This is a genomic window from Paenarthrobacter sp. NPDC090520, assembly GCF_044769205.1.
Classification (GTDB): domain Bacteria; phylum Actinomycetota; class Actinomycetes; order Actinomycetales; family Micrococcaceae; genus Arthrobacter.
Genome location: NZ_JBIVXM010000008.1, coordinates 89,417 through 109,208, shown reverse-complemented (window position 1 = coordinate 109,208; position 19,792 = coordinate 89,417). Strand labels below are relative to the sequence as shown.

The window sequence follows — 19,792 nt, the reverse complement described above, 5'->3', positions numbered from 1 at the left end:
GGCTAGAGTTCTCGGCCCTGGTCCTGCTGGTTTTGGCGCGCCTGCGCTGCTGCACGCTCGGCCTGCTTTTTGGCGGCTTCTTTTTGTGCGGGGGTTTGCTCGGTCTGCGGTTGTGCTTGCTGCTGTGCGGCGAGCCGTGCGGCGTTCCGTTCGGCCGTGATCTTCTCCAACCGGCTGCGGAGGCGTGGTTTCTCGGTTTGTTCGGGGGTGATGGCGGCTGGTTCTTGGACGTTGGCTTGCCGGTCCGTGTCGGTTGCGCGCTGCGCGGGTGCTTCGGGGGCGTGGGTTTTTTTGTTGCGTTCGACCGCGTGCAGGGCGTCCCGTGTCCGGTCTTCTTCGGTGGTGTGTTCGGGCAGGGCGTGTGAGCGTTTGGAGACGGTGACTGCCTGGTTGTGGAGTTGTTGGCCGATCTCTTCGTTCCTGAACCGTTCTGGCACTGGTGTGGCCTCTGTTTCGGGAACGTTGTAGCGGGCGCGGAACATTTCGATGCTGGCCGCGGTGTCGCGCCATTGCTGGGTGGCGTCGGGGCGTGCCGGGACGGGGCCGAGTTTCTGTGCCCATTCCGGTGGTGTGGCTGCCAGGAGGTGGCCTCGTTCGTCGAAGCGTGCGGCGAGGACTTCGCGGCGTGCTGTGAGTTCTTCTTTCCATGGCTGGGGCAGGTACGGGCTTATGGCCGCGGCTGCGGGGGCGAGCCATTCCGGCAGCCGGTCCGGTGCCTGCACCTCGGTGGCGGGGCGTGGTGTGAGGGTGCGGAGGCGTTCCTCCGCACGGGCGCGGGCGGCGATCGTTTCGTGTCCCCAAGCACGCTGGGTACTTGCCCCAGCTGAGGGGTTGTGACCGTAGGTGCTACGGGTGCCGCGTTCGGCGGTTTCTGCTGTGCGCTGGGTTTCTTTGAGTTGCTGGGTGCGGATCCGGTGTTCTTCCTGGAGTGCGCGCAGTTGCTGGTGGGCGCGCCGAGCGGCCGCGGGGTCGTTGATGGATGAGGTTTCCCGGGCGGTGAACCTGGTGGTGAAGATCCGGCGTTCCAGTTCGGCGTCGGTGAGGTTGCCGTGCCGGCGGTTGGTCCAGTGGTCAGCTGGTTGGGGTCCGAGGGCTGCGGCTGCTTCACGGGCGGCCCGGGCGCCAGCCTCGGCGTCGGTCCGGAGGGTGGCCAGCTGGGCGTCGGTGAGACCCTGTAGGGGGCGTTCGCCTGCTTGGGCGATGAGTTCGGGGGCTTTGTCCATGATCTTTTCCACGCGCCAGGCGAGGACGGCGGAGAGGTCATCGGCGCTCTGGAATTCGCGTTGACCAGCTGCGGTGCGCAGCAGCCCGGCGGTGTCCCAGCCGTCGTGTTCGGCTTTGGCCAGGTGCGTGGCCACCGCTCCCCAGGACTCGGCAGTGATGAACTTCTCAGCGTCCGGTCCGAGGATGTCCCGGGCCATGGCGGCCATGCGCAGGGTGTTGGCTTCGTCGTTGACGTAGCGGTACTGGTCGGCCAGGGTCAGGGGCGAGTTGATGCGTTCGTATTCGGTGGCCATGGCCTCGTGCGCGGACGAGTCCTGGCTGTGGTTTCCTGCAATGGCAGCCAGCACACTGTCCCGGTCCTGCCCGTCCTCGACGGCGACAAACAGCACGTTCTCGTCCCGGCCACGGGTGGCGGCGACGTAGGCGTTCTCCCGGGTGGTGGACGCATCAAGGACGGGGATCCCGGCATCTTTGGTCATGCCCTGGGCGCGGTGGGTGGTCAGGGCGTAGCCGAGGTGGACGTGCACTGCGACGTACTCGGCCGGGAGCCGGATCGTGCCCCCGTGCTCGAGGTGGGCCACTGACAGGGCCCCGTCCTCGTGGGCTTCTTCGACGGTCCAGAGATCACCGTTCTTGACGACGTCCCGACCCCTTCTGACCTTCAGGCCGGTGTCGTTCAGGCGGGTCACGATGTGGTCCCCTGCCCAGGCGTGGGAGCCGTCGCGCAGCTGCACGGATGCCCCGGTGCCAGCGACCTGACCGGATTCGATCCGGTAGGCCTGGGCGCGTTCGGAGAGGCGTTGGGAGCTTTCGTTGGTCGGTGCCATCATCACCGCGGCATCGCCCCGGTTCAGCCGGTCCTGCCACAGACCGAACGCCAACCCTTCGACGGTGTCGATGCTTCCGGCCTGGATGCGTCCGTTGTTCTTGTACCAGGCGAACGGGTCGGTCTCGTGTTCGGTGGGGGTGCGCAGGAGCAGGGATGCTTCTGCTTCTTCGGGGCTGTGGAACCGGTGGATGGTCTCCAGTTCCGTCGCGCCGACTTCGTTGATCAGCAAACGCAGCGCGCCGCCGGCCTGGACGGCGGAGAGCTGCCGGTCGTCCCCGATGAGGCGGACGAGCCCCCCGCGGGCTTCCACGGCCCGGACGACGTCGGCGAGTTTTCCGGTGCCCTGCATCCCGGCTTCGTCAACGATCACGAGAGTGCCCGGGGTGATGGTGAAAGCCTCGCTGGAACTGGTCAGGAACTTGTCTGTGGTCGCGGCGGTGATGCCGAGCTGTTCGCCCAGGTTCGCTGCGGCCACGGCGGAGGGTGCGAGCCCGATGACCCTGCCCCCGGCGTGGGTGATCGCGGCCCGGACCAGGCCCATGGAAGAGGATTTGCCGGTCCCGGCGGCACCGATCCCGACGGCCAACAGCTTTGATGAGGTGGCGAATTCGCGGGCCAGTTCGATCTGCCCGGGATCCAGCGGGTGGGACTTCTCGCCGGTGGCCACGGCGAGGTTGTAGGCCTGAACGGCGGCGGTGAAGTCCTGCAGGGATGCTGCCGGGATGACATCCCGGGTGCCTGAGCGCAGGAGCAGGTTTTCGTCTTCGAGGATCTTCGTGGACGTGTACCGGGTGTCGGTGCGGTGGTTGAAGTCCGCTGTTCCGGCGTTCCGGGTGAGGGCTTCGAACCGTCCGTGGACCTGGTCCGGGGTGATGCGGACCGAGGCGGTGGCCAGGCTGTGGGAGACCACTTGTTCGATGGTTCCGGCGGGGACCGGTCCGTGGGTGATGGCGTATTCGCGGGCCCACCGGTTGGTCTCGGCCATGACGTTCTGCGCCGTCCAGGTGGAGCGTTTGTCCGAGACCGCGGCGACGATCTGCCGCGCGGTGGCGTCAATATCGACCCCTGTGACGGCGGGCCGGCGTGTCCGGGAACGGGTGCCGGTGATGCGTTTGAGGTCCGTCTCGGTGTACAGGGCCGCGGCTTCCTGCCGCCACGCTGTGGCCTGTTCGGCGAGGGTTTTGGGTTTGTCTTTGTCGGGGCGGGTGTCCAGTGTCGCGGCTTGGGCGAGCTTGACCAGGGCTGCCTGGTCGGGGCTGTGGCCGTGCTGTTCCTCGTAGGCCTGGCGCAGTTCAGTCAGGCTCGACCGGATGCCGGCGGCGCGTTTGGAGAACAGTGCGGTCAGTTCCCTGGGGACGGACGCGACTTCCATGACGGGCTGCTTGGACCCGTTCACTGTGCGGGCTTCGAACCGGACACCGTGCTCTTCGAGGTAGGCCTGGATTTGGGTGTTGTAGTGTTCCGAGACGGCCACCGCTGAGCGGTGCAGGAGCTTGCCGTCGATGCTCTTCCAGTTCCCGTGAAGGTCTTGGACCTTGTTGGAGACAACGAGGTGGGTGTGCAGGTTCGGGTCCCCGAGGCGGGAATCATGGTGCCTGAACGCCGTCGCTGTGAGTCCGCCTTTGATGGAGGTCTGGGCGATGCCGTTGGTCCCCAGCCGGGTGGCCAGGGCGTGGGTTTCCAGGTACTCCACGGACTGCTTCAACGCGGACTGGTGGGCTTCTTCGACCAGACGGCGGGTGTCGGTATCCCCGAGGGCCCACAACACGGAGATGCTTTTGACCGGGGTGAAGGTCAGGTCGTATCCGGCCACGGCGTTCTGTTGGGGACGCAGCTGCGCGGTGATGTACTTGCCCAGTTCTTCCTTGGACGCGGGTGGGCGGCCGTGTCCTTCACGGAACATCACAGCCCCTGCGGTGGCCCGGATGCGGTGCCGTTCGGCGGCGGTGGGTTTGCGGCCCTGCAGGCGTTCGAAGTCGCTCTCACGGACACGGATGGCCTGCGCCAGGGTGTTGTCTTTGGGGCCGTAGTCGTAGTAGCGGCGGCCCAGTTTCGCTTCCTTCTGGGCGGCTTTCTCGGCCGCTTTCGCGGGAAGACCCTCGGCGATTTTCGCGGCGAGGATGGCTTCGTATTCGGGGTGCCGGCCTTGCCCGAAAAGGTTGGCCATCTGGGCTTCGGTGACGTTCCCGGAAACACCGAGTGCGTCGGCTCCTCGCCCGATCCACTGGCCTGGTGGGAGTCCGTCGACGGTGTAGTAGTCGCCCAGTTGACGGTCTCCTGCGCGCAGTTCATCACCGCTGGCGGTCTCCTGCGTGTAGTACAGGTAACCGGTGCCAGCACTGAGAACGTGCAGCGACATCATGGCCCCGATTCTAACGGAATCGGCCTCATTTATTCGAAATGCAAGAGGTTTGACTGAATTTGGCGTTTTGAGCGTGATGCGAGCTGGCGAGTATCGGTTCGAGAAACGTCGGATTGAGTCCATCAGTGATGATGCGAGTATCCACATGAAAAGCGTCAGCTTTGATTGTTGATACTCGCTGGCAGGGGTTATGCACAGCCCGTCAAAGACCTGAGGTTTGATGCCTGCCCAGGGGGTGTTGTGTGTAACCCCTGCCAGCGCGCGCCGCGCACCCTGTCCGGGTCCGCCGCCCGCGCCGGATCGCCCACGGGCGGGTTTCTAACCGTTAGGTTTCCGGGTGGGCCGCGGCCGTCTGCAAGAATGGGGACAGGGCACAGTGACCGACCACACCGAAGGGGGCCGTGATGGCTGGCAAGACACGCAACACGATGATCGTTCAGGCGCGCCGGAAGACCGAAGAGTTGGCCGCGAAACGGCGCGAACGGGAAGCGAGGCTTCAGTCATTGGCGACCGACTACCACGCCGCCACGATGATGGCCGAAGCCGGTGTTGAAGAAGCCGAACGGCAGGCGGCCGAGCTGATCGCCGCGGCGAAGAAGAACGCGGCCGCGGCCATGGACGACGCGAAAGAGACGGTCCGGAAGATGCTCGCCACCGGCGAGACCAGGCAGGGCATTGCCGAGCTGCTGGACGTCAGCGTCTCCTACGTGCGGAGCATCGACGTCGCCACGGTGAAGAAGGCCAAGGCCGGCACCGGTACGGGGACTGTCGAAGTGCAGGGTTCAGAAGAGCGTCGGAGCGTCGGGGTCGTGGCCGGACATGAGGGGTCGGATCACTGATTCATCCCACCCGTGTTCTTTGAGCGCATCACGGAGTTGCCGCGACCGGGCGGTGAAGTTCGCGCGGCCGACGCCACGCCAACGCCACGAATGGGCGTTGGCGTGGCGTCTCTTTTGTGACCGGTCCATCAGGTTCTCGACCTGGGTGCCAGGGAACAGGTGACTGTCCGCTCCCCCGGTGGCGCGGACGCACAGTGGAATGTCGCAGGAGTGCAGGAGCTTGGTGTCGGGATGCAGCTGCTCACCGGTCAGCAGCAAGTGTGCGAAGCGCTGGGGACGGACGGCTTGTTGGCCGGTTGGGGTTTTGATCCAGAACCGACCATAGCCGTCATCACCGACCGCGCCGGTCCACAGCCAGCAATCATTCTCCCGCGGTCCTTTGATGACCTTGGACCAGAAACGGGCCTCATCCCTCGCCGCGGACAGTGCCTCGTTCACCAGCGGCTTCACCAGGGACGCCAGCGGCGTTCCAAACGGTTCGCGAAGAAGAAGAACGCAACCATGAACAGGGCCGGCGGCACTGCCTGGAACAGGCCCTGGCCGAGCCATGCCACAACAGCGGTGATCAAAGCGATGACACCAGCTGCCTTGCAGAGGACGATCAAGAGGCCTTGGCCGGCGGCCACCGGATGAGTGAGCGCGTAGATGACCCAGCCGCCCAGGGCAACAGCGGCGAACACTGCGAGGAAGATCAGAACGACGGCCATGGTGACCCCCCAACGATGGACTGATGCCAGGTGGTGGTCATTGCCGGTCCTCCCTCGCAGCGGTTTCGGCGCGGGTGCGCCTGCCGGGGCGGATACCGCCGGCCTTCACGCCCTCCCACGGGTTGCCGCCGTTGTACTTCCGCTGGGCACGCCGCAGCTCCCGTTTGACGGCGGCTTCAACGAAGTCATTCGCCGAACCATAACCCTCCAGCACGCCCACGTTCTTCACGACGGCGCGGATCTGCTCCGCGTCCTCCCGAGTGAACTTGGCACTGATGGAATTGTCATCCCGCTTATCCCGCTGCACGGTCCTCCCCTGCTGGACGTTGGCCCCGGTCAAGAGCTGCTCTCTGGAACCGCAGCGACACCGCAACGTCTTCCACCACCAGCTCCTGCACGGTCCTGGCCCGCCCGTCCTTGCCCTGGAACGTACGGGACTGGATCCGGCCAACAGCAATGACCCTGACACCCTTGGCCAGGGACGCGACCGTGTGGCGGCCGGTGTCGTTCCAAGCACTGGCACGCAGGAACACCGTCTCGCCGTCCCTCCACTGCTGGGTGGTCTCGTCGTAGACCCGTGGCGTGGAAGCGATGGTGAAATTCGCGACCACCGAGCCCGAACCCAGCTCCTTCAGACGGGGGTCGGCGACCAGGTTCCCGATCACGGTGACAGACTCCCCCATTGGCGTACCAGCGTCTGGTGCCGGTGCTTCCGCGGGCTCGGCCGCCGGCTCCGCATCGTCCTGGGTTTCGTCCTCGTCGACGTCGCCGCTGCCGGCCTCCCCCGGGTGGTCCTGCGTGGCGGGGGTGTCGGTGAAGGGATATCCGAGGGCGGTGCCCACGGGCCAGTCCGGAAGACTTGGCATCACCTGGGCGTCGCCCGCCGGGGCGGTGCCGTAGTCCCCGCCGGCGGCGGCGTCGATGTAGGGGTTGGCGATGGGTACGTCGATCCTGGCGGAGGGGTTGGCGATCCGGCCGAACTCCTCGAGGTCCTCGTACTGGCGGGGGCTGATCGTGAACCGGTCATCGGCTGCTGTGCTGGTCATGACGATCACGCTGCCTTGCGGCGCAGTGCCGCCTGGGTGAGCTTGTCCATGCGGATCCCGGACCAGTGATCGGTTCCGTCAGCGCTGACAACCACGGGTGCCTCGCTGTAGCCAAGGTCTTCGCTGATGAACTCCAGCGCGGCCGGCACTTTGGTAATGTCCACCGCGGTGTAGGTGATGCTTTTGCGGTCGAAGTACGCCATGGTCTTGTCGCAGTTCGGGCAGCCAGGCTTGGTGTAAACCGTGTAGTCCGGGGTTGAAGAAGAAGTCATTGTCAGTCCTACGTTTCGTATCAGTTCTGGTTTCGTTCGTCTGGTCGACTTGATACCTCAATTCTACCGATTATTCAGGTAGATAACCAGTGCTTCTACCCCTAGAAATAAGGGTTACTGGATGTTTGTCTACTTCCTGTAAAGCACACACCGCCTGTGCTCTGTTTGGTCATCCCTGGAAGTAGCCCGGCGGCACTCCCCCGGCTGTGTGAAGACCTTGCATGGCCCGGTGGTTCCTGTGCCCGTGTGGGATTGGTCCAGGTGTTCCCGTGTGTGGTCACGGCTGAGAGAAACTCTCCCAGGCTTGTGGTGGGCTGGCGGCTGGTTGTGTTGGCCCATGGGGAAGGTGCCGTGTGCTTTGTCTTGATGCGGCGATGGCGGCAGGTGGGTGGATGTGCCGGTTGATCGTGGGGGTTTAAAGGGTGAAGGGCCGGCACTTTGGAAGTGCTGGCCCTTCGTATTTTCCCTCTGCAAAAGGAAATCTGTGGTCCAGTCTACCGGACCTCGGCGTTGCCTGGCCGGGGAGCGCGCGTCCGGCGGCCCAGCGATAGGCCCCAGAAGAAGATGCCGATGACGAAGGCTATGCCGGCAACGATCAGTCCTCCGAAAAGGCTTTTGCTTCCCAACACGATCAAGCCCGCGAGAGGGACCGCGATCGCCGTAGCGAAAGCGAGATCAACGCCTGCAGGTTTCCATACCGTGCCGAGGGGTTTTCTGCGGATGAGTGCGGCAAGTACGAGGTAGGTGAAGACAAGGACGCCGTTCATCAGGATCATGGCCGGCAGTGACAGGTCAAGGGCACCGGCGACGTCGTTCAGGAAGCCCGTGAAAGGGTTCTCCGGGAGGGGTGGCTTGGTCATGGTTACTCCTGTCGTGGATGCGTTTCCCAGACTAGCTCGGGGCTCGGACAAAGTTGTGTGGTGTATCCCGCTCGGGCTGGTGGCGCGCGGCACCAAAGGGATGGTGCACGCGGTAGCGCCGATTGGCGGTCCGCCGCTGGCGAGTGGCTGCTGTGGTTCGCCCCGGGCGGCGGACCGCCCGACGTGTGGGAGGTTCCCGGCCCTGCCCGTGGTGAGTGGCCGGGGGCCTTGCCGGGCGGTGGAGGTTCCGCCCGGCAAGGGGTTTGTTTACGCCGCGTCGAGTTCTTCGGCGTCGTTCGTCTCGTCGGCGGGCATCCCGCTGTCGATGATCAAGGCCTCAACCTCCGAGGGCGTGTATCCCCACAGAACCAGTTGGTTCAGGTAGTCCCGGTGGGATTGGAAGGGTTTCCGCCACGCGTCCTTGGCGATCGTCTTCTCATACCCTGCGCACACCAGCGCCATCAGGGACACCTCGGGCCGGGTCGTGGTCTTGGCGACGTGGTCCCGCAACGGGTTCCATGCCCAGCTCTTTTCCCCGGTGACCTTGGCTCCGGCCATGTCGGCGGCGACCTCACCGTCGTAGCCGCTGGCCGTTTCGGGGTGGTGGGTGAGCGCGTGGACGGTGAAGTACTGCCAGCCCTTCGGCGGCTGCTTCTTCGCCAGCAGGGTCTTGACGAACTCACGGCGCACACTCATCGCCGCGGTCATCTTCTTGTTGTTCTCAATCAGGGTTTTCCGTTCGGCCTTCTGTTCCTCAGTCATCGGTCCCTTGTTCGCCGAAGAGGAGCTGTACCGGTCTTTGAAACCGGCGTCCTTCCAGCCGACGATCACCGGCACAGTGGTGCAATCGCCCCGGTAGTCCTGGCTGATGAAGACCGCGTTGGCGTCGTCCTCAGTGGCCGGTTCCCCATCGGGCCGGTTCAGGTAGCTGACACGGGCTGTCTCGTAGTCATCGTAGGCGGGCTGCTCCACGACAGTGACCCCTCCCGCTTCGACCTCGGCGGTGAACGCCGCCAGCATGGCGGCGCGTTCGCGGTCGTCCCGGAGCTGCTGGGCGACGTGGAACAACTGGTCCGGTTCGTCGCGGATCACGGACTCGAGCTCAAGGGTCGCTTCCTCGTCCCCTTCGAACTCGGCCATCAGGAGGGCTTCCTCGATGGTGAGTCCTTTGCCGAGGGCTGCGGTTCCAGCGTGCGATGCTTTGGCTTTCAGTGCTCCTTCCACAGTGGTTTTCGTGCGCCCGGTCTTCTTCGCAATCGCGGCGGCGGAGACACCGATCAGGGAAAGCTGATGATAGGCCTCGGCTTCGTCCGCTTCCGTCAGCTCGGCGCGTTGGATGTTCTCCACGACCTGTGTGACGATCCGTTCGGCTTCTTCCGGGCTGCTGATGATCATCACCGGGATCAGGGGCCGCTGCGCTTCCACGGCCCCGAGGGTGCGGCGCTGGCCCATCAGCACGTGCACCGTGCCGTCGTCTTTGCGGTGGGCAATGACCGGCTCCATCACACCGTGTTCTTTGATGCTGGCGACAAAGTCCGGGGTCAGGGCTGCGTCTTTGCGGACGTTGATGTCCACGGTCAAGGTCGTGGGGTCGAGCATTTCGAGCGTAGGTGCTGCGTTCATGGTTTGTGTGTCCTTTGCAGAGGAGTGGGTGAGGGAGCGGCGTGACCTTAGCCAGCTGATTGGTCTCTCCCCCCGTTGTTTTTTGGTTGCTGGCAAGCTTGCTTGCTCGGCGGCCGACGGAGCCCTGTCTACCCTTCGGGCAAGGGACCGGAAATTCCCGGAGGAAATAAGCGACGCAGGAGCGCCGGAGGACATTTCCGGGCCCGCAGGCCCCGGAGCTTGCGGAGGGGCTAGACCGGGCGGAGCGGACGCCTACAATCCAAAGGACAGCAACCAGAAAACGTCGTAGACAAACAGGTGATGACGGGCAGGAGCCCTGCGACGGACCGGCAACACCCAACAGCCGGCCACGCAGTGGACGCCCGTTAGTGCTCGCCCAGCGAGCACCCCCCGGTTCCCCCGGATGCCGTCCAGGTCCCCCTGGTCGTGGGGTTTGCCGCGCGCACCAGGTGATCGTCAAGGGTCCGTTGGCGGGAACGGCGGTCCGCCGCCGGCAACCACCCACCCAGGCCATCCACCCGCGGCGGACCGCCCGCCCACCAAAGGCGAACGGTCCGAACAATGGTGTTAGTGGAACATAGGGCGGTGTTCTGCGGCGAACAGCACGGCGATGGCTTCGTTGTGCCAGTCCAACGCCGCGTATTGCCGCGTGATGTCCAACGCGGGGAGGTGGACGTGGGCCTCGGTCGTGACGGCCTCGGCCATCCCCCGGATATGTGCGGCGAGGTCCGCGGCCGCGCCGGGGCTGTAGGTGACGGGGGATTGCTCGACGAGCTCGGCGAGGGTTTCGAGGAAAACGACGGCTTGGGCGGGAGTCTGGGCGATGCGGTGTGTCTGGGCGGTCATTGGTCGGGATCCTTTCAGCTGATGGGTTGCTGGTGGTGCGGTGCCCCGCTGGTTGGCGGGGCACCGGATTGGGGTCCTGTTTAGGCTGCTGCGGTTTGGAACGTGGGCGGAATCCGGTAGCGGCTGGGCATTTCGGCGGCGGCTTCGGGCAGGTCGTCCGGTCCTTGGGCTTGGCCGTTCTTCCAGTTGAAGAACGCCTGTTCGGTGATCGCGTCCCAGTACCGGGCCTTGGTCCGGTAGAACGTCGTTTTCACGTCTCCCTCGCAGTAGGTGGCCATGCCGAACAGGTTGCCGATGCTGTCGGCGTCGCGGATCCCGGCGACCATGACGTACGGCCACTGGCCGAGGTCCCAGCCGTCGCATCCCCAGCCGGGGATCACGGTCCAGCCGTGTTCTCCGATGAGTTCCATCCAGTCGTAGCCGTCGTTCATGTGGTAGTTGCCCAGCACGGTGACACCGTCGATGGTTTCCTTGGTGTCTTCGGTAGTGATGGTCTGGACGCTGATTGCGTTCATGGTTGTGTGTCCTTTGCAGAGGAGTGGGTGAGGGAGCGGCGTGACCTGAGCCAGCTGCTTGGTCTCTCCCCCGTTGTTTTTTGGTTGCTGGCAAGCTTGCTTGCTCGGCGGCCGACGGAGCCCTGTCTACCCTTCGGGCAAGGGACCGGAGTCTTCGAAAGGAAATAAGCGAAGCGCCGTCGAAGATTCCGTGCCCGCAGGCCCCGGAGCCTGCGGAGGGGCTAGACGGGGTGGAGCGGACGCCTACAATCCGAAGGACAGCAACCAGAAAACGTCGTAGACAAACAGGCCCGGGCACGGCGGAGCTCTGCGACGACGCGACCGGGCCCAACAGCCGGCCACGCAGTGGACGCCCGTTTCCCCGGTTCGCCCTGGCGGACCGCTCCCCTTCCTCGACTTAAGCCGGTGGCACGGCCGTGTAATTGACCCCGGGATCAACATGTTTGGTACGGACGTCAGAGCCGCGTTGGTAGGGTGGGCAGGTCCCGCCCTACCCCCAAGGGGCGGGATACCATGTTGCACGTTCCTGCTTGTGTCCTTGCGGAACGCTCGAAGAGCCAGCACCCTGCCGGGTGCTGGCTCTTCGTGTCCTTGGGGCAGGGCCTGGCTCGTGTGACTGGCTACCGTCGGCCTTTCACGGTTAGGGTGTGTGCTTTCGTGTCCGCGACCCCGAAGGGTGGGCGGAGGTTATGGTTCACAGGTGAGGAGCAGGATGTTCGGTTTCGCGGTCAAGGTGGAGAAGGACGACAAGAAGGCAGAACTGGAGATCCAGGGCTTCCACGACCAGGACAGTGTCGAAGAGTTCGCCCACGAGGTCCGGGAAACCCTGGTCGTCTGCCTGGAGGAGAACGAGGAGATCACCGGTTTCGAAGTCGGGGAACCGGGCCCCGATGGAGGAACGCCAGGACGTCCCGGAAGTGGACATCCAGGACTTCACCGACGAGCTCGTCATGCAGGTCATGACTCCCGCGCCGGACCATCGGGTCAAGGGTGAGTACCCGCTGCGGTTCGCCGTCGAGCACCCGATCGAGTACTAGGCCCCTCATCGGGCACCCACCGGACCAGCAACCCCGCCGTCGAGGCCCCGTCCTGGCGGCGGACGGTCATCCCGCGCGGACCGGGTGGGGGAATCATGTCCGGTGGTTGTCCGTTTCATCTGGTGACCTGCAATGCTGCGGCGTCACCAACGACAGGAAGGTTTGGGGACTGGCCATGACGTTGAATGAATTGCTCGCCCGGCTGCGTGCCGGGCATTTGATGGTCCGGAGCGCCCGGGAATGGGATGATCTGGCCACGGAACTGTCCCGCGCGTTCCAGGCCGGGGATGAGGAGCTCATCGAGCAGCTCCGTCCGCCGTTCCTGCAGTCCTGGCGGACCGTGACCCGGTATGTCCTGCAGGATGACTTCGACGCCGCAGGGATCAGCGTCTCCGACCCTTCCAGCGCTTGGGGCATCGCCGTCCTCGAATCCGGTGGCCGGAGTGTCGAGCCGCTGCTGGCCGCGCCAACCCATCGGGTTGGTGAGTCGATGGAGGCCCTTGATGGGTTCACGGTCCTGGGGTACGAGGAGACCCTGGCCGGCTACACCCATGATCTGGGACGCCTGCTCACGGCGGACGACGCACTCTCGGTAACCACTCCCCCGGCCGCCTGAACACACCACAACATCCCGGGCGTCCGGTCCGTTCTACTGCCGCCTACGGTGTCGGTGGTCTGGGGCGGGCGAAAGGCCGGACAGGCTTCAGTCTTTACCACTGTCCGGCCCTCGCGAGCGGGCGTCTCAGATGGCTGAGGGCAACTTGGGGGTCTTGCTTTCAGCCATGAACCCGCTGGCATCATTCAACTCCCCCGCACCCCCTTTGCACACGAGTAGTCAGTACTCGTTTTTCACCCTTTTCCGGTATCCACCCATCCCCCGCACCAACGCACCCCACTGGGGCTCCCCTCGCCGTGGCCGGGGCGCCCGCCGTGGGTTTCGCATCAGGTGCAAGTCGGGAAGCCCTGCTTATCTTGTCGGTGGGCACGCCTATAGTGGTATTCGAAAGTTTGTTCGAATAGAGGTGTGTCGTGGGCGTGATAGTTGGCCCCCGTGTGGTAGGTGCGGGTTTGTCTCCGGTGGTGGTGTTGGTGGCTCCGGTGGCGGTTGCTGCCGGGTACCCGTCCCCTGCCCAGGATTACTTTGACGGCCGGATCGACCTGAACGCGCACCTGGTCAAGGACGTCACGAGCACCTTCATCGTCCGCGTCACCGGTTCCTCGATGGAGGGCGCCGGGATCAGCGACGGCGACGAGCTGGTCGTGAACCGGGCCCTGGAACCGAAGGACGGTTCCGTCGTGGTGGCGGTCCTGGACGGGGAACTGACGATCAAACGGCTGAGGATCACCGCCACGGGCGTGGTCCTGCAGGCCGAAAACCCCAGCTTCCCGGACATCCACGTCGCGGCCCTGTCGGAACTGACCATCTGGGGCGTAGCGACGAGGTGCCTTCATTATGTCTAGGCCCGCGACCATGCGGCGGTTGCCGGAAATCGCCCACGTGGACGTCAACTGCTTTTATGCCTCCGCGGAACGGGCGTTCAACCCAGCGTTGGAGGGCCGGCCGGTGATCGTGCTCTCAAACAATGACGGGTGCGCGGTGACCCGCTCCCCCGAAGCCAAACGACTCGGGATCGGGCTCGGGGATCCGTGGTTCAAACTCAAACCACGGGCGAAGGAATGGGGCCTGGTGGCCCTGTCGAGCAACTACGAACTCTACGGGGACATCAGCTCCCGGGTGATGGAACTGCTGGGCCGGTACTCGGCCTGGCTGGAGGTGTACTCCCTCGACGAGGCCTTCCTCGGCGTCAAAGGCGACCCCGACCACCTCCTGCTACTGGGCAGGGAGATGAAGGCCGCGTGCCGGCGAAACGTCGGCGTTCCCGTCTGCGTCGGCATCGCCCCCACCAAGACCCTGGCCAAGCTCGCGAACAAGTGGGCGAAGAACAACCCCGCCTTCAACGGCGTCTGCCGGTGGGACTCCGTACCCGCCGAACAACGGGCAGCGTTAATGTCGCGGTTGTCGGTGATCGAGATCTGGGGCGTCGCCACACGGCTCACCAAACGGCTCAACGCGATCGGGATCTTCACGATCTCCGACCTGGCCCGCGCGGACCCGGTCGCGATCCGAGACAAGTTCTCCATTGTCATGATGCGCACCGTCCTGGAACTCCAAGGCACCCCCTGCATCCCCATGGAAGAAGAACGCATCGGCCGTGACCAGCTGATCTTCTCCCGATCCTTCTCCACCCCGATCACCACCGCCGCGGGATTGCGGCAGGTCATGAGCGTCTACGCCCAAATGGCCTCCGCCCGGCTCGCCAAACACACCCTGCAAGCCAAAGTGTTGACCGCGTTCGCCGCGACCTCGCACTTCAACCCGACCGAGAAATCCTTCCCCACCACCTGCGTCGTGCTTCCGGCCCCGACCGCGGACCCGGTCCTGCTCACCAAAGCAGCCCACGCCCTCCTCCCCCACCTCCACGACGGCGTGAAATACGTCAGGGCCGGGATCATGGTCACCGACCTGCGCCCCACCGGAAACCAAAAACCCCTGGAAATCTTCGAAAACCCGCACGAAGAACGCGGCATCGGCACCCTGTTGGAAGACGTAACCAAACGCTACGGCCGAGGGTCCATCGGACTCGGCCACGCCGGGATCCGCGGCGGACCCGACTGGACCATGAAACGCGACATGCTCTCCCCCAGATACACCACCCACTGGGACGAACTCCCCCTCGTCAAAGCCGCCTAAACCAGCCCCACCCCAGCACAACCGCTTCTTGTAAGGAGACAGCCCAGATGACCCTGGCACCCGAACACCCCCACAACACCCGACACCTGCCCCAAGTCGCTGTCCGGTTCAGCCCCGACGGCACACCCCTGGCCATCCGCCACAACGGGACGATCTGGATGGTCGACCCCGCCCTGCACACCAACCACTGGTACAGCCGCGACGCGTGGTGGGAAACCCGGGACCGTGCACCCCGGGGCACCGGCGACGTCGTCAGCGTCGAACACTGGCAATTCCAGGCACGTGCCGCCGGCAGTGATGACCTGGCCACGGTATGCCTTCGCCGGGAACCTTTGTCGGAGCAATGGCTGCTCGAATCCCTCAGCCACGACACCACCAGCCGGGTCGAGGAATCCTGGGCATGAACCACTCCCCAACCCTCGACCACGTCTGGGATCAAGTCCGGGCCGAATTCACCCTACCCACCCTCGACCAGGTCCGGGAACGGCTATTGACCATCCACGAGGACCCAGACCCAGTGCTGCAGCAATTGATTCGCATCTTCATCGATGACGGCACCTACTGCCCGGGCTACCAGTTCCTACCAGGCCTCTCCCTGCACCCCACGGTGACGGCCCTATTCCGGCGGGCAATGGAACTGAAAGTCCCTCACAACTACTTCACCGCCTGGATGATCAACCCCAGAAAAGCCCTCCACGGCCGCCGACCCGTCGACCTCCTCGACACGGCACCGCCGGCGGTGCTGCTCACGGCACTGGAACAAACCTTCCCCACACGGACCTAGGATGAGCGCGGGGAAGTGACACTGACCGTACAAGACTCTCTTGGGGCGATAAGCCGCGTCAGCGCCGAAGCCAACACCTACGACGAAGCCAAAGCGACCGCCGAAGCGAAAATCCCCGAAGGCTCCAAAGCCATCGCCGTCCGCACCACCTGACCAGAAACGCAGCCGCCAAGGATGCCACCCAGCATGCTGGATGTCTGGCCGCGGTCTCTACCTGGGTTCTACGGGTGCATCAGGGCTTGCCGGTCCATGGCTGGTTCCACGCGGGTGTGCTGAACAGCTTGAGATACACGTCGAGCCCACCAACCTGCCCTTCACGACGGCTGCGCTCATTTCGAACCACAGCGAGCCGCTCCACCCACTGCTCAAAACGGTCCGCCCGGCGTTCCTCCGGTGTGCGGACACGCCAAGCCGGTTCGGTAAGGACGCCGTAGAGCACCGTCAAGTTCCCGATATGGGTTACGAGGCCCTTGTCGTGCTGTTCCAGACCGGCCGGGCTCAGTGTTTCCAAGTTCCCGTTCCAGGCGGGGGCGCCAGGATGCCGTCCGGCTTCGTCGCGTTCCTCGTCACTGTCCACGGCTGCTCCTAGCGTTGTCATGGCTGATTCCTATCAGCTCGGCCAGACATTTACACCCCCACGAGCAGTCATTCGGATCGCTGCACCCACGACGGCGTCATCGACCACCCGGGGATGAGGCGGTCCAACTCCTTGATCCGGTCAGGATGCCGCCCATGGAGGGCATGTTTCCGGTACGCGGCCACCAGGCTGGCCAGAGATCGTTCGGTGTCATCGCCCGAAGAGGGGTGCGGTGGGCGCCCGTTCTTTTCCATCCAACCCACCAACTCGTCCCGGCGTTCCTGCCACAGCCGGTCACTGCCGAAAGCCCGGCCGTTCGCCCACCCAGGGCACCCCGCATCCAACAACGCTGCGGCCTCCTGATTGAACTTGCCCTGACGGTGCAGGATCCGCATCCGCTTCAACGCCCGATACAGCTGCTCTTCTTCGCCACCCGGGGCGGCGGTCACACGCGGCAGGGTCCCGTTGGCAGTGTGAAAGGCGATGATCCGTTCAGCGGACGTGACGGGCCCGCCGGGCATGGACGGGCGTGGCGCAGAAGTCATTCACTCCACGGTAGTAGAGACCCTCGGCAGGAGACCAACGACCCTCAGTGTCCTAGGTTCCTGACGGTGGGTCGGCTGGTTCGAGCAGCTCGGGACCGTTGTTGCGGATACTGTTGACGCGGTTACTGACGATCCGGGGCGTCAAGGTGGGTTCGGGCAACGAGTTCAGCAGGCTCTGGACATCGTCTTTGTTGGTCAGGTCCGGATTCAGCCACTCGGCGTAGCGATGCTTAGGGATGATGACCGGGGACCTGTCATGGACGTGGCCGAGGGCGTCCTGGGTAGTAGTGGTCAGGACCGTGCACGAAAGCAGCCACCTTTCGGGGTCGTCTTCGGGCAGGTCGGGATCGGGCCAGAATTCGTAGAGGCCGGCGAAGCCCAGCAGGGGTGCCTTTTCGGAATAGAGGTAGTTGGGGATCTTCTTCCCGTCCTCCGTCTTCTGCCACTCGTAGTAGCCTTCAGCCGGGACGATCGCCCTCCGTTTGACGGCCGCGGACCGGAACGAGGGCTTCTCCAGAATGCTCTCGCTGCGTGCGTTGACGAGCTTGGATCCGATCTTGGCATCCTTCGCCCACGAAGGCACCAGGCCCCACTTTGCGATCAACAGACGCCGGTCAAGAGTGCCCTCATCCAGGCGCTCGGCCACGATCGGCACGTTTTGCGTCGGGGCAACGTTCCAGCTCGGCCCCGGCGGGCTGCCTTCAACTTCTTTGGCCTCGAAATGGCTCAGAAGATCGCTCGTTGCTTTGGACATCACGTATCTGCCGCACATACGCCCATTCTGCCCACAAAACCGTCAAAGCAGAGTGGACACATCGACAATCGCCTGGACCCTCACGTAAGCAGCCACCCCGCCGACTTGCTGGCTCCAATACTCTCCGCGGTGAGCGGGCATGGTGGGTAGTTCACCCCATCGCGAAGACATTAACCGTGCGCGAGGATACCCAAACACGCTTCGGCGAAACCGGACAGCCACTTACATCTCCGATAAAGGAGCAAGAATCATGAAACTCGCCTCAAAGATCGCAAGCGCCGCCGCTCTGCTGGGACTCGCCGCAACGTCACTGCTGGTGGGGGCACCTGCGGCCAATGCCTCGGGTACAGGCAAGGCCTGCCCGACAAACCGTGTGTGCCTGTACTTCAACAGCAACTTCGAAGGGGCACGGGCTGACTTCGCATACAGTGATGCCAGCCTTAGCAATGAGCTCTTCACCGATGGCCCAGTTGGCGCGAACGGTTGGGCAGTACAAGTCAACAACAATGCAGCGTCGCTCATCAACAACACCCCGGGCGGCGCCAACATCTACGACGGACCCAACTGCACCGGCGAGGCGTGGGCTACCTACGGCGGAGAACGCGTCAACCTGGCTTCCATGGGCATGAAGAACCGCGTGACCTCAATCCAGATCGAAGGAGCATGCATCAATCGGGATCAGTCCTGGGCATAGCAGGCCGGGAACCGAGGCGGCCAAGACTGATCGGGGCTTAAACGGGCCGCCGAAAAGGATCAAGGACGTCTTCAGAAGAAAGCACCACGATTTGACGGCCTAGGCGTGGCAGGCTGACGGAACTAAGCCTCGTTCCGGAGTAGATGCCCTTCGCGCCGCCCACCCAGACGGACCTTCATGCCAGCGCCAAACAAAGTTGCACTTATCCCCCCATCACCGTGCATTTCACCGTACGGGTTATACGTACCGTCAGCCATCCAGCTACCGTACGGTTTTCAGTCGGGCGTTCGGTACCGACGGTGAGGGACCGGCTTACGGGCGCCGCTTCTACTGCTGAACGAGCGTGAGAGCAGAGTCGACTGTGGACTCAACCGCCTCGCGGTGTGCGTCGGTTGAGTGTTCAAGAAGTGACTGGATCGCTTGGACCAGTGCTACGAGCTCGGGCGTTCGGAGCGTTGTGAAGCGTCTCATGGAAGTGGCGAGCGATTCAGTGACGAGGACACCTACCTGATCTCCGTAGGCACCCGAGTGAGACCCGTGCGGAGCCGCGTAGCTTCCTCCGATAGAGATGTCCCCCAAGAGCGTCAGCAAGGGTACGCGGATCGCGTCTGGGACATCGCCAGCGGCAACTGCTGCGTTAAAGGGAACTGCAAAGGCGGTTGCTTCATAGACCGTGCCTTGGTGGCAGACGTTGGAGTAGAGCCCATCACCGATTGCGAACGAAGGGTCGTCTCGAAGTGCAGCTAATGATCGCGCTACGTCGCCGGCAAAGCTAAATGACGTGTGGGAGCCCTCTAGGGGAACGGTGCCTTTTCCGTACGCGTGCTGCAGTTGGTTCCAGTCGACGTGGTCGAGTTCGTCCAAGGCTTCAAGGCCTGTTGCATTCGGTTGATACACAGCATCCATACAACTGAGAGTAGCCAGACGAACGCAGAAGGATCGGCTAACGGATGCTCAGAGACCTTCACCATCCCATGTTTCTGGCGACCTGCTCACGTGCCTGATTAATTTCCGCCTGTGTAGCTTCCGGGACGTCAGTGCTCATCTCAATGCCAAGAAGCAGGTCCGCCAAAGCCTGCTTCTCCGCCGGATGTGAGATTGGTACATCATCCAGCTCAACTGACATGAGCCAATCAAAGAGGACCACCACGTCTGCTCGATCCAGCTCAAGGCTTACTGGTTGGACGTTATTCATCTGGCCATTCTCTCAATGACCGCGCAGTGCCCGGTTGAGGATCCTTCAGCGGGTGCTGTCTCGGGCTCCGACTTCATTGGAACGACAGTAAGACAGCGCGGCGAATGCTGCACCTCCGAGAATCCCCGTGACAGCAGCCGTCGCCCAGCGATCTGCATACAGTACCAGGGGAAGAGCGCTGAAAAGGGCAAAGGTCGCGAGAGATGAAGGCACCACTGCCACGGCACCTGTGACCATCGCACGCCTCGATCGGGATGCCGATTCAGGCACCACGCGCCCAATCACATCGACGACTCCTGCGACGAGAAGTCCGAGAACCACTGTGGCTAAC

The 19,792-nt window shown here is 63.9% G+C and carries 24 protein-coding genes; 8 read left to right on the top strand and 16 right to left on the bottom strand.

The window, feature by feature from the left end:
* Window positions 1-2 precede the first annotated feature (2 nt).
* Window positions 3-4,415 carry a MobF family relaxase gene (gene mobF / locus ACIQTZ_RS12045; protein ID WP_402980842.1) on the bottom strand — a complete coding sequence of 1,471 codons (4,413 nt, stop codon included), beginning with the start codon at window positions 4,413-4,415 and terminating at the stop codon, window positions 3-5.
* A gap of 404 nt (window positions 4,416-4,819) precedes the next feature.
* On the opposite strand from mobF, the gene ACIQTZ_RS12040 reads away from it, so the two are divergent.
* A complete protein-coding gene (locus ACIQTZ_RS12040) occupies window positions 4,820-5,254 on the top strand; it encodes a hypothetical protein (protein ID WP_402980839.1) in 435 nt (144 codons plus the stop codon).
* Here the strand turns inward: ACIQTZ_RS12040 and ACIQTZ_RS12035 are convergent.
* The 10 genes from ACIQTZ_RS12035 to ACIQTZ_RS11990 form a co-directional block, all read right to left on the bottom strand.
* Window positions 5,198-5,704, bottom strand: a complete 507-nt coding sequence (locus ACIQTZ_RS12035) for a hypothetical protein (RefSeq protein WP_402980836.1) — start codon at window positions 5,702-5,704, stop codon at window positions 5,198-5,200. The genes ACIQTZ_RS12040 and ACIQTZ_RS12035 overlap by 57 nt on opposite strands.
* Complete coding sequence (locus tag ACIQTZ_RS12030) at window positions 5,701-5,961, bottom strand: chemotaxis protein (RefSeq protein ID WP_402980833.1); 261 nt, start codon at window positions 5,959-5,961, stop codon at window positions 5,701-5,703. The genes ACIQTZ_RS12035 and ACIQTZ_RS12030 overlap by 4 nt, the downstream gene beginning before the upstream one ends.
* Before the next feature lie 37 nt (window positions 5,962-5,998).
* Window positions 5,999-6,268: a hypothetical protein gene (locus ACIQTZ_RS12025; protein WP_402980830.1), complete on the bottom strand. Its 270-nt coding sequence runs from the start codon at window positions 6,266-6,268 to the stop codon at window positions 5,999-6,001.
* Window positions 6,255-7,007 (bottom strand): single-stranded DNA-binding protein, encoded by a 753-nt coding sequence (gene ssb / locus ACIQTZ_RS12020; protein WP_402980827.1) that lies wholly within the window; start codon window positions 7,005-7,007, stop codon window positions 6,255-6,257. Before ssb ends, ACIQTZ_RS12025 begins: the two co-directional genes overlap by 14 nt.
* Before the next feature lie 5 nt (window positions 7,008-7,012).
* Window positions 7,013-7,279 carry a glutaredoxin family protein gene (locus tag ACIQTZ_RS12015; protein WP_402980824.1) on the bottom strand — a complete coding sequence of 89 codons (267 nt, stop codon included), beginning with the start codon at window positions 7,277-7,279 and terminating at the stop codon, window positions 7,013-7,015.
* Between the two features lie 494 nt (window positions 7,280-7,773).
* The gene (locus tag ACIQTZ_RS12010) at window positions 7,774-8,139 is read right to left on the bottom strand and encodes a hypothetical protein (RefSeq protein WP_402980822.1); all 366 of its coding nucleotides are present in this window, start codon (window positions 8,137-8,139) and stop codon (window positions 7,774-7,776) included.
* 267 nt (window positions 8,140-8,406) lie between these two features.
* Window positions 8,407-9,762 carry a ParB/RepB/Spo0J family partition protein gene (locus ACIQTZ_RS12005; protein ID WP_402980819.1) on the bottom strand — a complete coding sequence of 452 codons (1,356 nt, stop codon included), beginning with the start codon at window positions 9,760-9,762 and terminating at the stop codon, window positions 8,407-8,409.
* A gap of 567 nt (window positions 9,763-10,329) precedes the next feature.
* The gene (locus ACIQTZ_RS12000) at window positions 10,330-10,608 is read right to left on the bottom strand and encodes a hypothetical protein (RefSeq protein ID WP_402980816.1); all 279 of its coding nucleotides are present in this window, start codon (window positions 10,606-10,608) and stop codon (window positions 10,330-10,332) included.
* A gap of 80 nt (window positions 10,609-10,688) precedes the next feature.
* A complete protein-coding gene (locus tag ACIQTZ_RS11995; protein WP_402980813.1) occupies window positions 10,689-11,123 on the bottom strand; it encodes a hypothetical protein in 435 nt (144 codons plus the stop codon).
* 694 nt (window positions 11,124-11,817) lie between these two features.
* Window positions 11,818-12,048, bottom strand: a complete 231-nt coding sequence (locus tag ACIQTZ_RS11990; protein ID WP_402980810.1) for a hypothetical protein — start codon at window positions 12,046-12,048, stop codon at window positions 11,818-11,820.
* A gap of 287 nt (window positions 12,049-12,335) precedes the next feature.
* On the opposite strand from ACIQTZ_RS11990, the gene ACIQTZ_RS11985 reads away from it, so the two are divergent.
* The 6 genes from ACIQTZ_RS11985 to ACIQTZ_RS11960 all read left to right on the top strand — a co-directional run bounded on the left by ACIQTZ_RS11985 (window position 12,336) and on the right by ACIQTZ_RS11960 (window position 15,849).
* Window positions 12,336-12,776: a hypothetical protein gene (locus ACIQTZ_RS11985; RefSeq protein WP_402980807.1), complete on the top strand. Its 441-nt coding sequence runs from the start codon at window positions 12,336-12,338 to the stop codon at window positions 12,774-12,776.
* A 413-nt stretch (window positions 12,777-13,189) separates the two neighbouring features.
* Complete coding sequence (locus tag ACIQTZ_RS11980; RefSeq protein ID WP_402980804.1) at window positions 13,190-13,621, top strand: LexA family protein; 432 nt, start codon at window positions 13,190-13,192, stop codon at window positions 13,619-13,621.
* Window positions 13,614-14,912 carry a Y-family DNA polymerase gene (locus tag ACIQTZ_RS11975; protein ID WP_402980801.1) on the top strand — a complete coding sequence of 433 codons (1,299 nt, stop codon included), beginning with the start codon at window positions 13,614-13,616 and terminating at the stop codon, window positions 14,910-14,912. Before ACIQTZ_RS11980 ends, ACIQTZ_RS11975 begins: the two co-directional genes overlap by 8 nt.
* A 47-nt stretch (window positions 14,913-14,959) precedes the next feature.
* Window positions 14,960-15,316 carry a hypothetical protein gene (locus tag ACIQTZ_RS11970; RefSeq protein WP_402980798.1) on the top strand — a complete coding sequence of 119 codons (357 nt, stop codon included), beginning with the start codon at window positions 14,960-14,962 and terminating at the stop codon, window positions 15,314-15,316.
* Window positions 15,313-15,696: a hypothetical protein gene (locus tag ACIQTZ_RS11965; RefSeq protein ID WP_402980795.1), complete on the top strand. Its 384-nt coding sequence runs from the start codon at window positions 15,313-15,315 to the stop codon at window positions 15,694-15,696. The genes ACIQTZ_RS11970 and ACIQTZ_RS11965 overlap by 4 nt, the downstream gene beginning before the upstream one ends.
* A gap of 15 nt (window positions 15,697-15,711) precedes the next feature.
* On the top strand, window positions 15,712-15,849 hold the full coding sequence (locus tag ACIQTZ_RS11960; RefSeq protein ID WP_402980792.1) for a hypothetical protein: 138 nt from the start codon (window positions 15,712-15,714) through the stop codon (window positions 15,847-15,849).
* 79 nt (window positions 15,850-15,928) lie between these two features.
* Here the strand turns inward: ACIQTZ_RS11960 and ACIQTZ_RS11955 are convergent, their stop codons facing one another.
* Genes ACIQTZ_RS11955 through ACIQTZ_RS11945 form a run of 3 tightly spaced genes read right to left on the bottom strand, consistent with a single transcriptional unit; the run spans window position 15,929 to window position 17,590 of the window.
* The gene (locus tag ACIQTZ_RS11955; RefSeq protein WP_402980789.1) at window positions 15,929-16,294 is read right to left on the bottom strand and encodes a hypothetical protein; all 366 of its coding nucleotides are present in this window, start codon (window positions 16,292-16,294) and stop codon (window positions 15,929-15,931) included.
* A 47-nt stretch (window positions 16,295-16,341) separates the two neighbouring features.
* Entirely contained in the window at window positions 16,342-16,818 is a 477-nt protein-coding gene (locus tag ACIQTZ_RS11950; protein WP_402980786.1) for a hypothetical protein, read from the bottom strand.
* A 52-nt stretch (window positions 16,819-16,870) separates the two neighbouring features.
* Window positions 16,871-17,590 (bottom strand): SOS response-associated peptidase, encoded by a 720-nt coding sequence (locus tag ACIQTZ_RS11945; protein ID WP_402980783.1) that lies wholly within the window; start codon window positions 17,588-17,590, stop codon window positions 16,871-16,873.
* A 232-nt stretch (window positions 17,591-17,822) separates the two neighbouring features.
* Between ACIQTZ_RS11945 and ACIQTZ_RS11940 the strand changes: the two genes are divergently transcribed.
* A complete protein-coding gene (locus ACIQTZ_RS11940; protein WP_402980780.1) occupies window positions 17,823-18,266 on the top strand; it encodes a peptidase inhibitor family I36 protein in 444 nt (147 codons plus the stop codon).
* 327 nt (window positions 18,267-18,593) lie between these two features.
* Here ACIQTZ_RS11940 and ACIQTZ_RS11935 read toward each other — a convergent pair whose 3' ends face one another.
* Window positions 18,594-19,172 carry a hypothetical protein gene (locus tag ACIQTZ_RS11935; protein ID WP_402980777.1) on the bottom strand — a complete coding sequence of 193 codons (579 nt, stop codon included), beginning with the start codon at window positions 19,170-19,172 and terminating at the stop codon, window positions 18,594-18,596.
* Between the two features lie 58 nt (window positions 19,173-19,230).
* Window positions 19,231-19,461, bottom strand: coding sequence for a hypothetical protein (locus ACIQTZ_RS11930; protein WP_402980774.1), 231 nt, complete (start codon window positions 19,459-19,461; stop codon window positions 19,231-19,233).
* Window positions 19,462-19,792 lie beyond the last annotated feature (331 nt).

Excerpts from the sequence above, each read along its gene's own strand:
- ssb (WP_402980827.1), bottom strand. The coding sequence starts at position 7,007 with ATGACCAGCACAGCAGCCGATGACCGGTTCACGATCAGCCCCCGCCAG.
- ACIQTZ_RS11940 (WP_402980780.1), top strand. The coding sequence starts at position 17,823 with ATGAAACTCGCCTCAAAGATCGCAAGCGCCGCCGCTCTGCTGGGACTC.
- ACIQTZ_RS12040 (WP_402980839.1), top strand. The coding sequence starts at position 4,820 with ATGGCTGGCAAGACACGCAACACGATGATCGTTCAGGCGCGCCGGAAG.
- ACIQTZ_RS11990 (WP_402980810.1), bottom strand. The coding sequence starts at position 12,048 with ATGTCCACTTCCGGGACGTCCTGGCGTTCCTCCATCGGGGCCCGGTTC.
- ACIQTZ_RS11995 (WP_402980813.1), bottom strand. The coding sequence starts at position 11,123 with ATGAACGCAATCAGCGTCCAGACCATCACTACCGAAGACACCAAGGAA.
- ACIQTZ_RS11970 (WP_402980798.1), top strand. The coding sequence starts at position 14,960 with ATGACCCTGGCACCCGAACACCCCCACAACACCCGACACCTGCCCCAA.
- ACIQTZ_RS11945 (WP_402980783.1), bottom strand. The coding sequence starts at position 17,590 with ATGTGCGGCAGATACGTGATGTCCAAAGCAACGAGCGATCTTCTGAGC.
- ACIQTZ_RS11930 (WP_402980774.1), bottom strand. The coding sequence starts at position 19,461 with ATGAATAACGTCCAACCAGTAAGCCTTGAGCTGGATCGAGCAGACGTG.
- ACIQTZ_RS12010 (WP_402980822.1), bottom strand. The coding sequence starts at position 8,139 with ATGACCAAGCCACCCCTCCCGGAGAACCCTTTCACGGGCTTCCTGAAC.
- ACIQTZ_RS12015 (WP_402980824.1), bottom strand. The coding sequence starts at position 7,279 with ATGACTTCTTCTTCAACCCCGGACTACACGGTTTACACCAAGCCTGGC.
- ACIQTZ_RS11950 (WP_402980786.1), bottom strand. The coding sequence starts at position 16,818 with ATGACTTCTGCGCCACGCCCGTCCATGCCCGGCGGGCCCGTCACGTCC.
- ACIQTZ_RS11935 (WP_402980777.1), bottom strand. The coding sequence starts at position 19,172 with ATGGATGCTGTGTATCAACCGAATGCAACAGGCCTTGAAGCCTTGGAC.
- ACIQTZ_RS11975 (WP_402980801.1), top strand. The coding sequence starts at position 13,614 with ATGTCTAGGCCCGCGACCATGCGGCGGTTGCCGGAAATCGCCCACGTG.
- ACIQTZ_RS11965 (WP_402980795.1), top strand. The coding sequence starts at position 15,313 with ATGAACCACTCCCCAACCCTCGACCACGTCTGGGATCAAGTCCGGGCC.
- ACIQTZ_RS12000 (WP_402980816.1), bottom strand. The coding sequence starts at position 10,608 with ATGACCGCCCAGACACACCGCATCGCCCAGACTCCCGCCCAAGCCGTC.
- ACIQTZ_RS12005 (WP_402980819.1), bottom strand. The coding sequence starts at position 9,762 with ATGAACGCAGCACCTACGCTCGAAATGCTCGACCCCACGACCTTGACC.
- mobF (WP_402980842.1), bottom strand. The coding sequence starts at position 4,415 with ATGATGTCGCTGCACGTTCTCAGTGCTGGCACCGGTTACCTGTACTAC.
- ACIQTZ_RS11955 (WP_402980789.1), bottom strand. The coding sequence starts at position 16,294 with ATGACAACGCTAGGAGCAGCCGTGGACAGTGACGAGGAACGCGACGAA.
- ACIQTZ_RS12030 (WP_402980833.1), bottom strand. The coding sequence starts at position 5,961 with ATGGCCGTCGTTCTGATCTTCCTCGCAGTGTTCGCCGCTGTTGCCCTG.
- ACIQTZ_RS11985 (WP_402980807.1), top strand. The coding sequence starts at position 12,336 with ATGACGTTGAATGAATTGCTCGCCCGGCTGCGTGCCGGGCATTTGATG.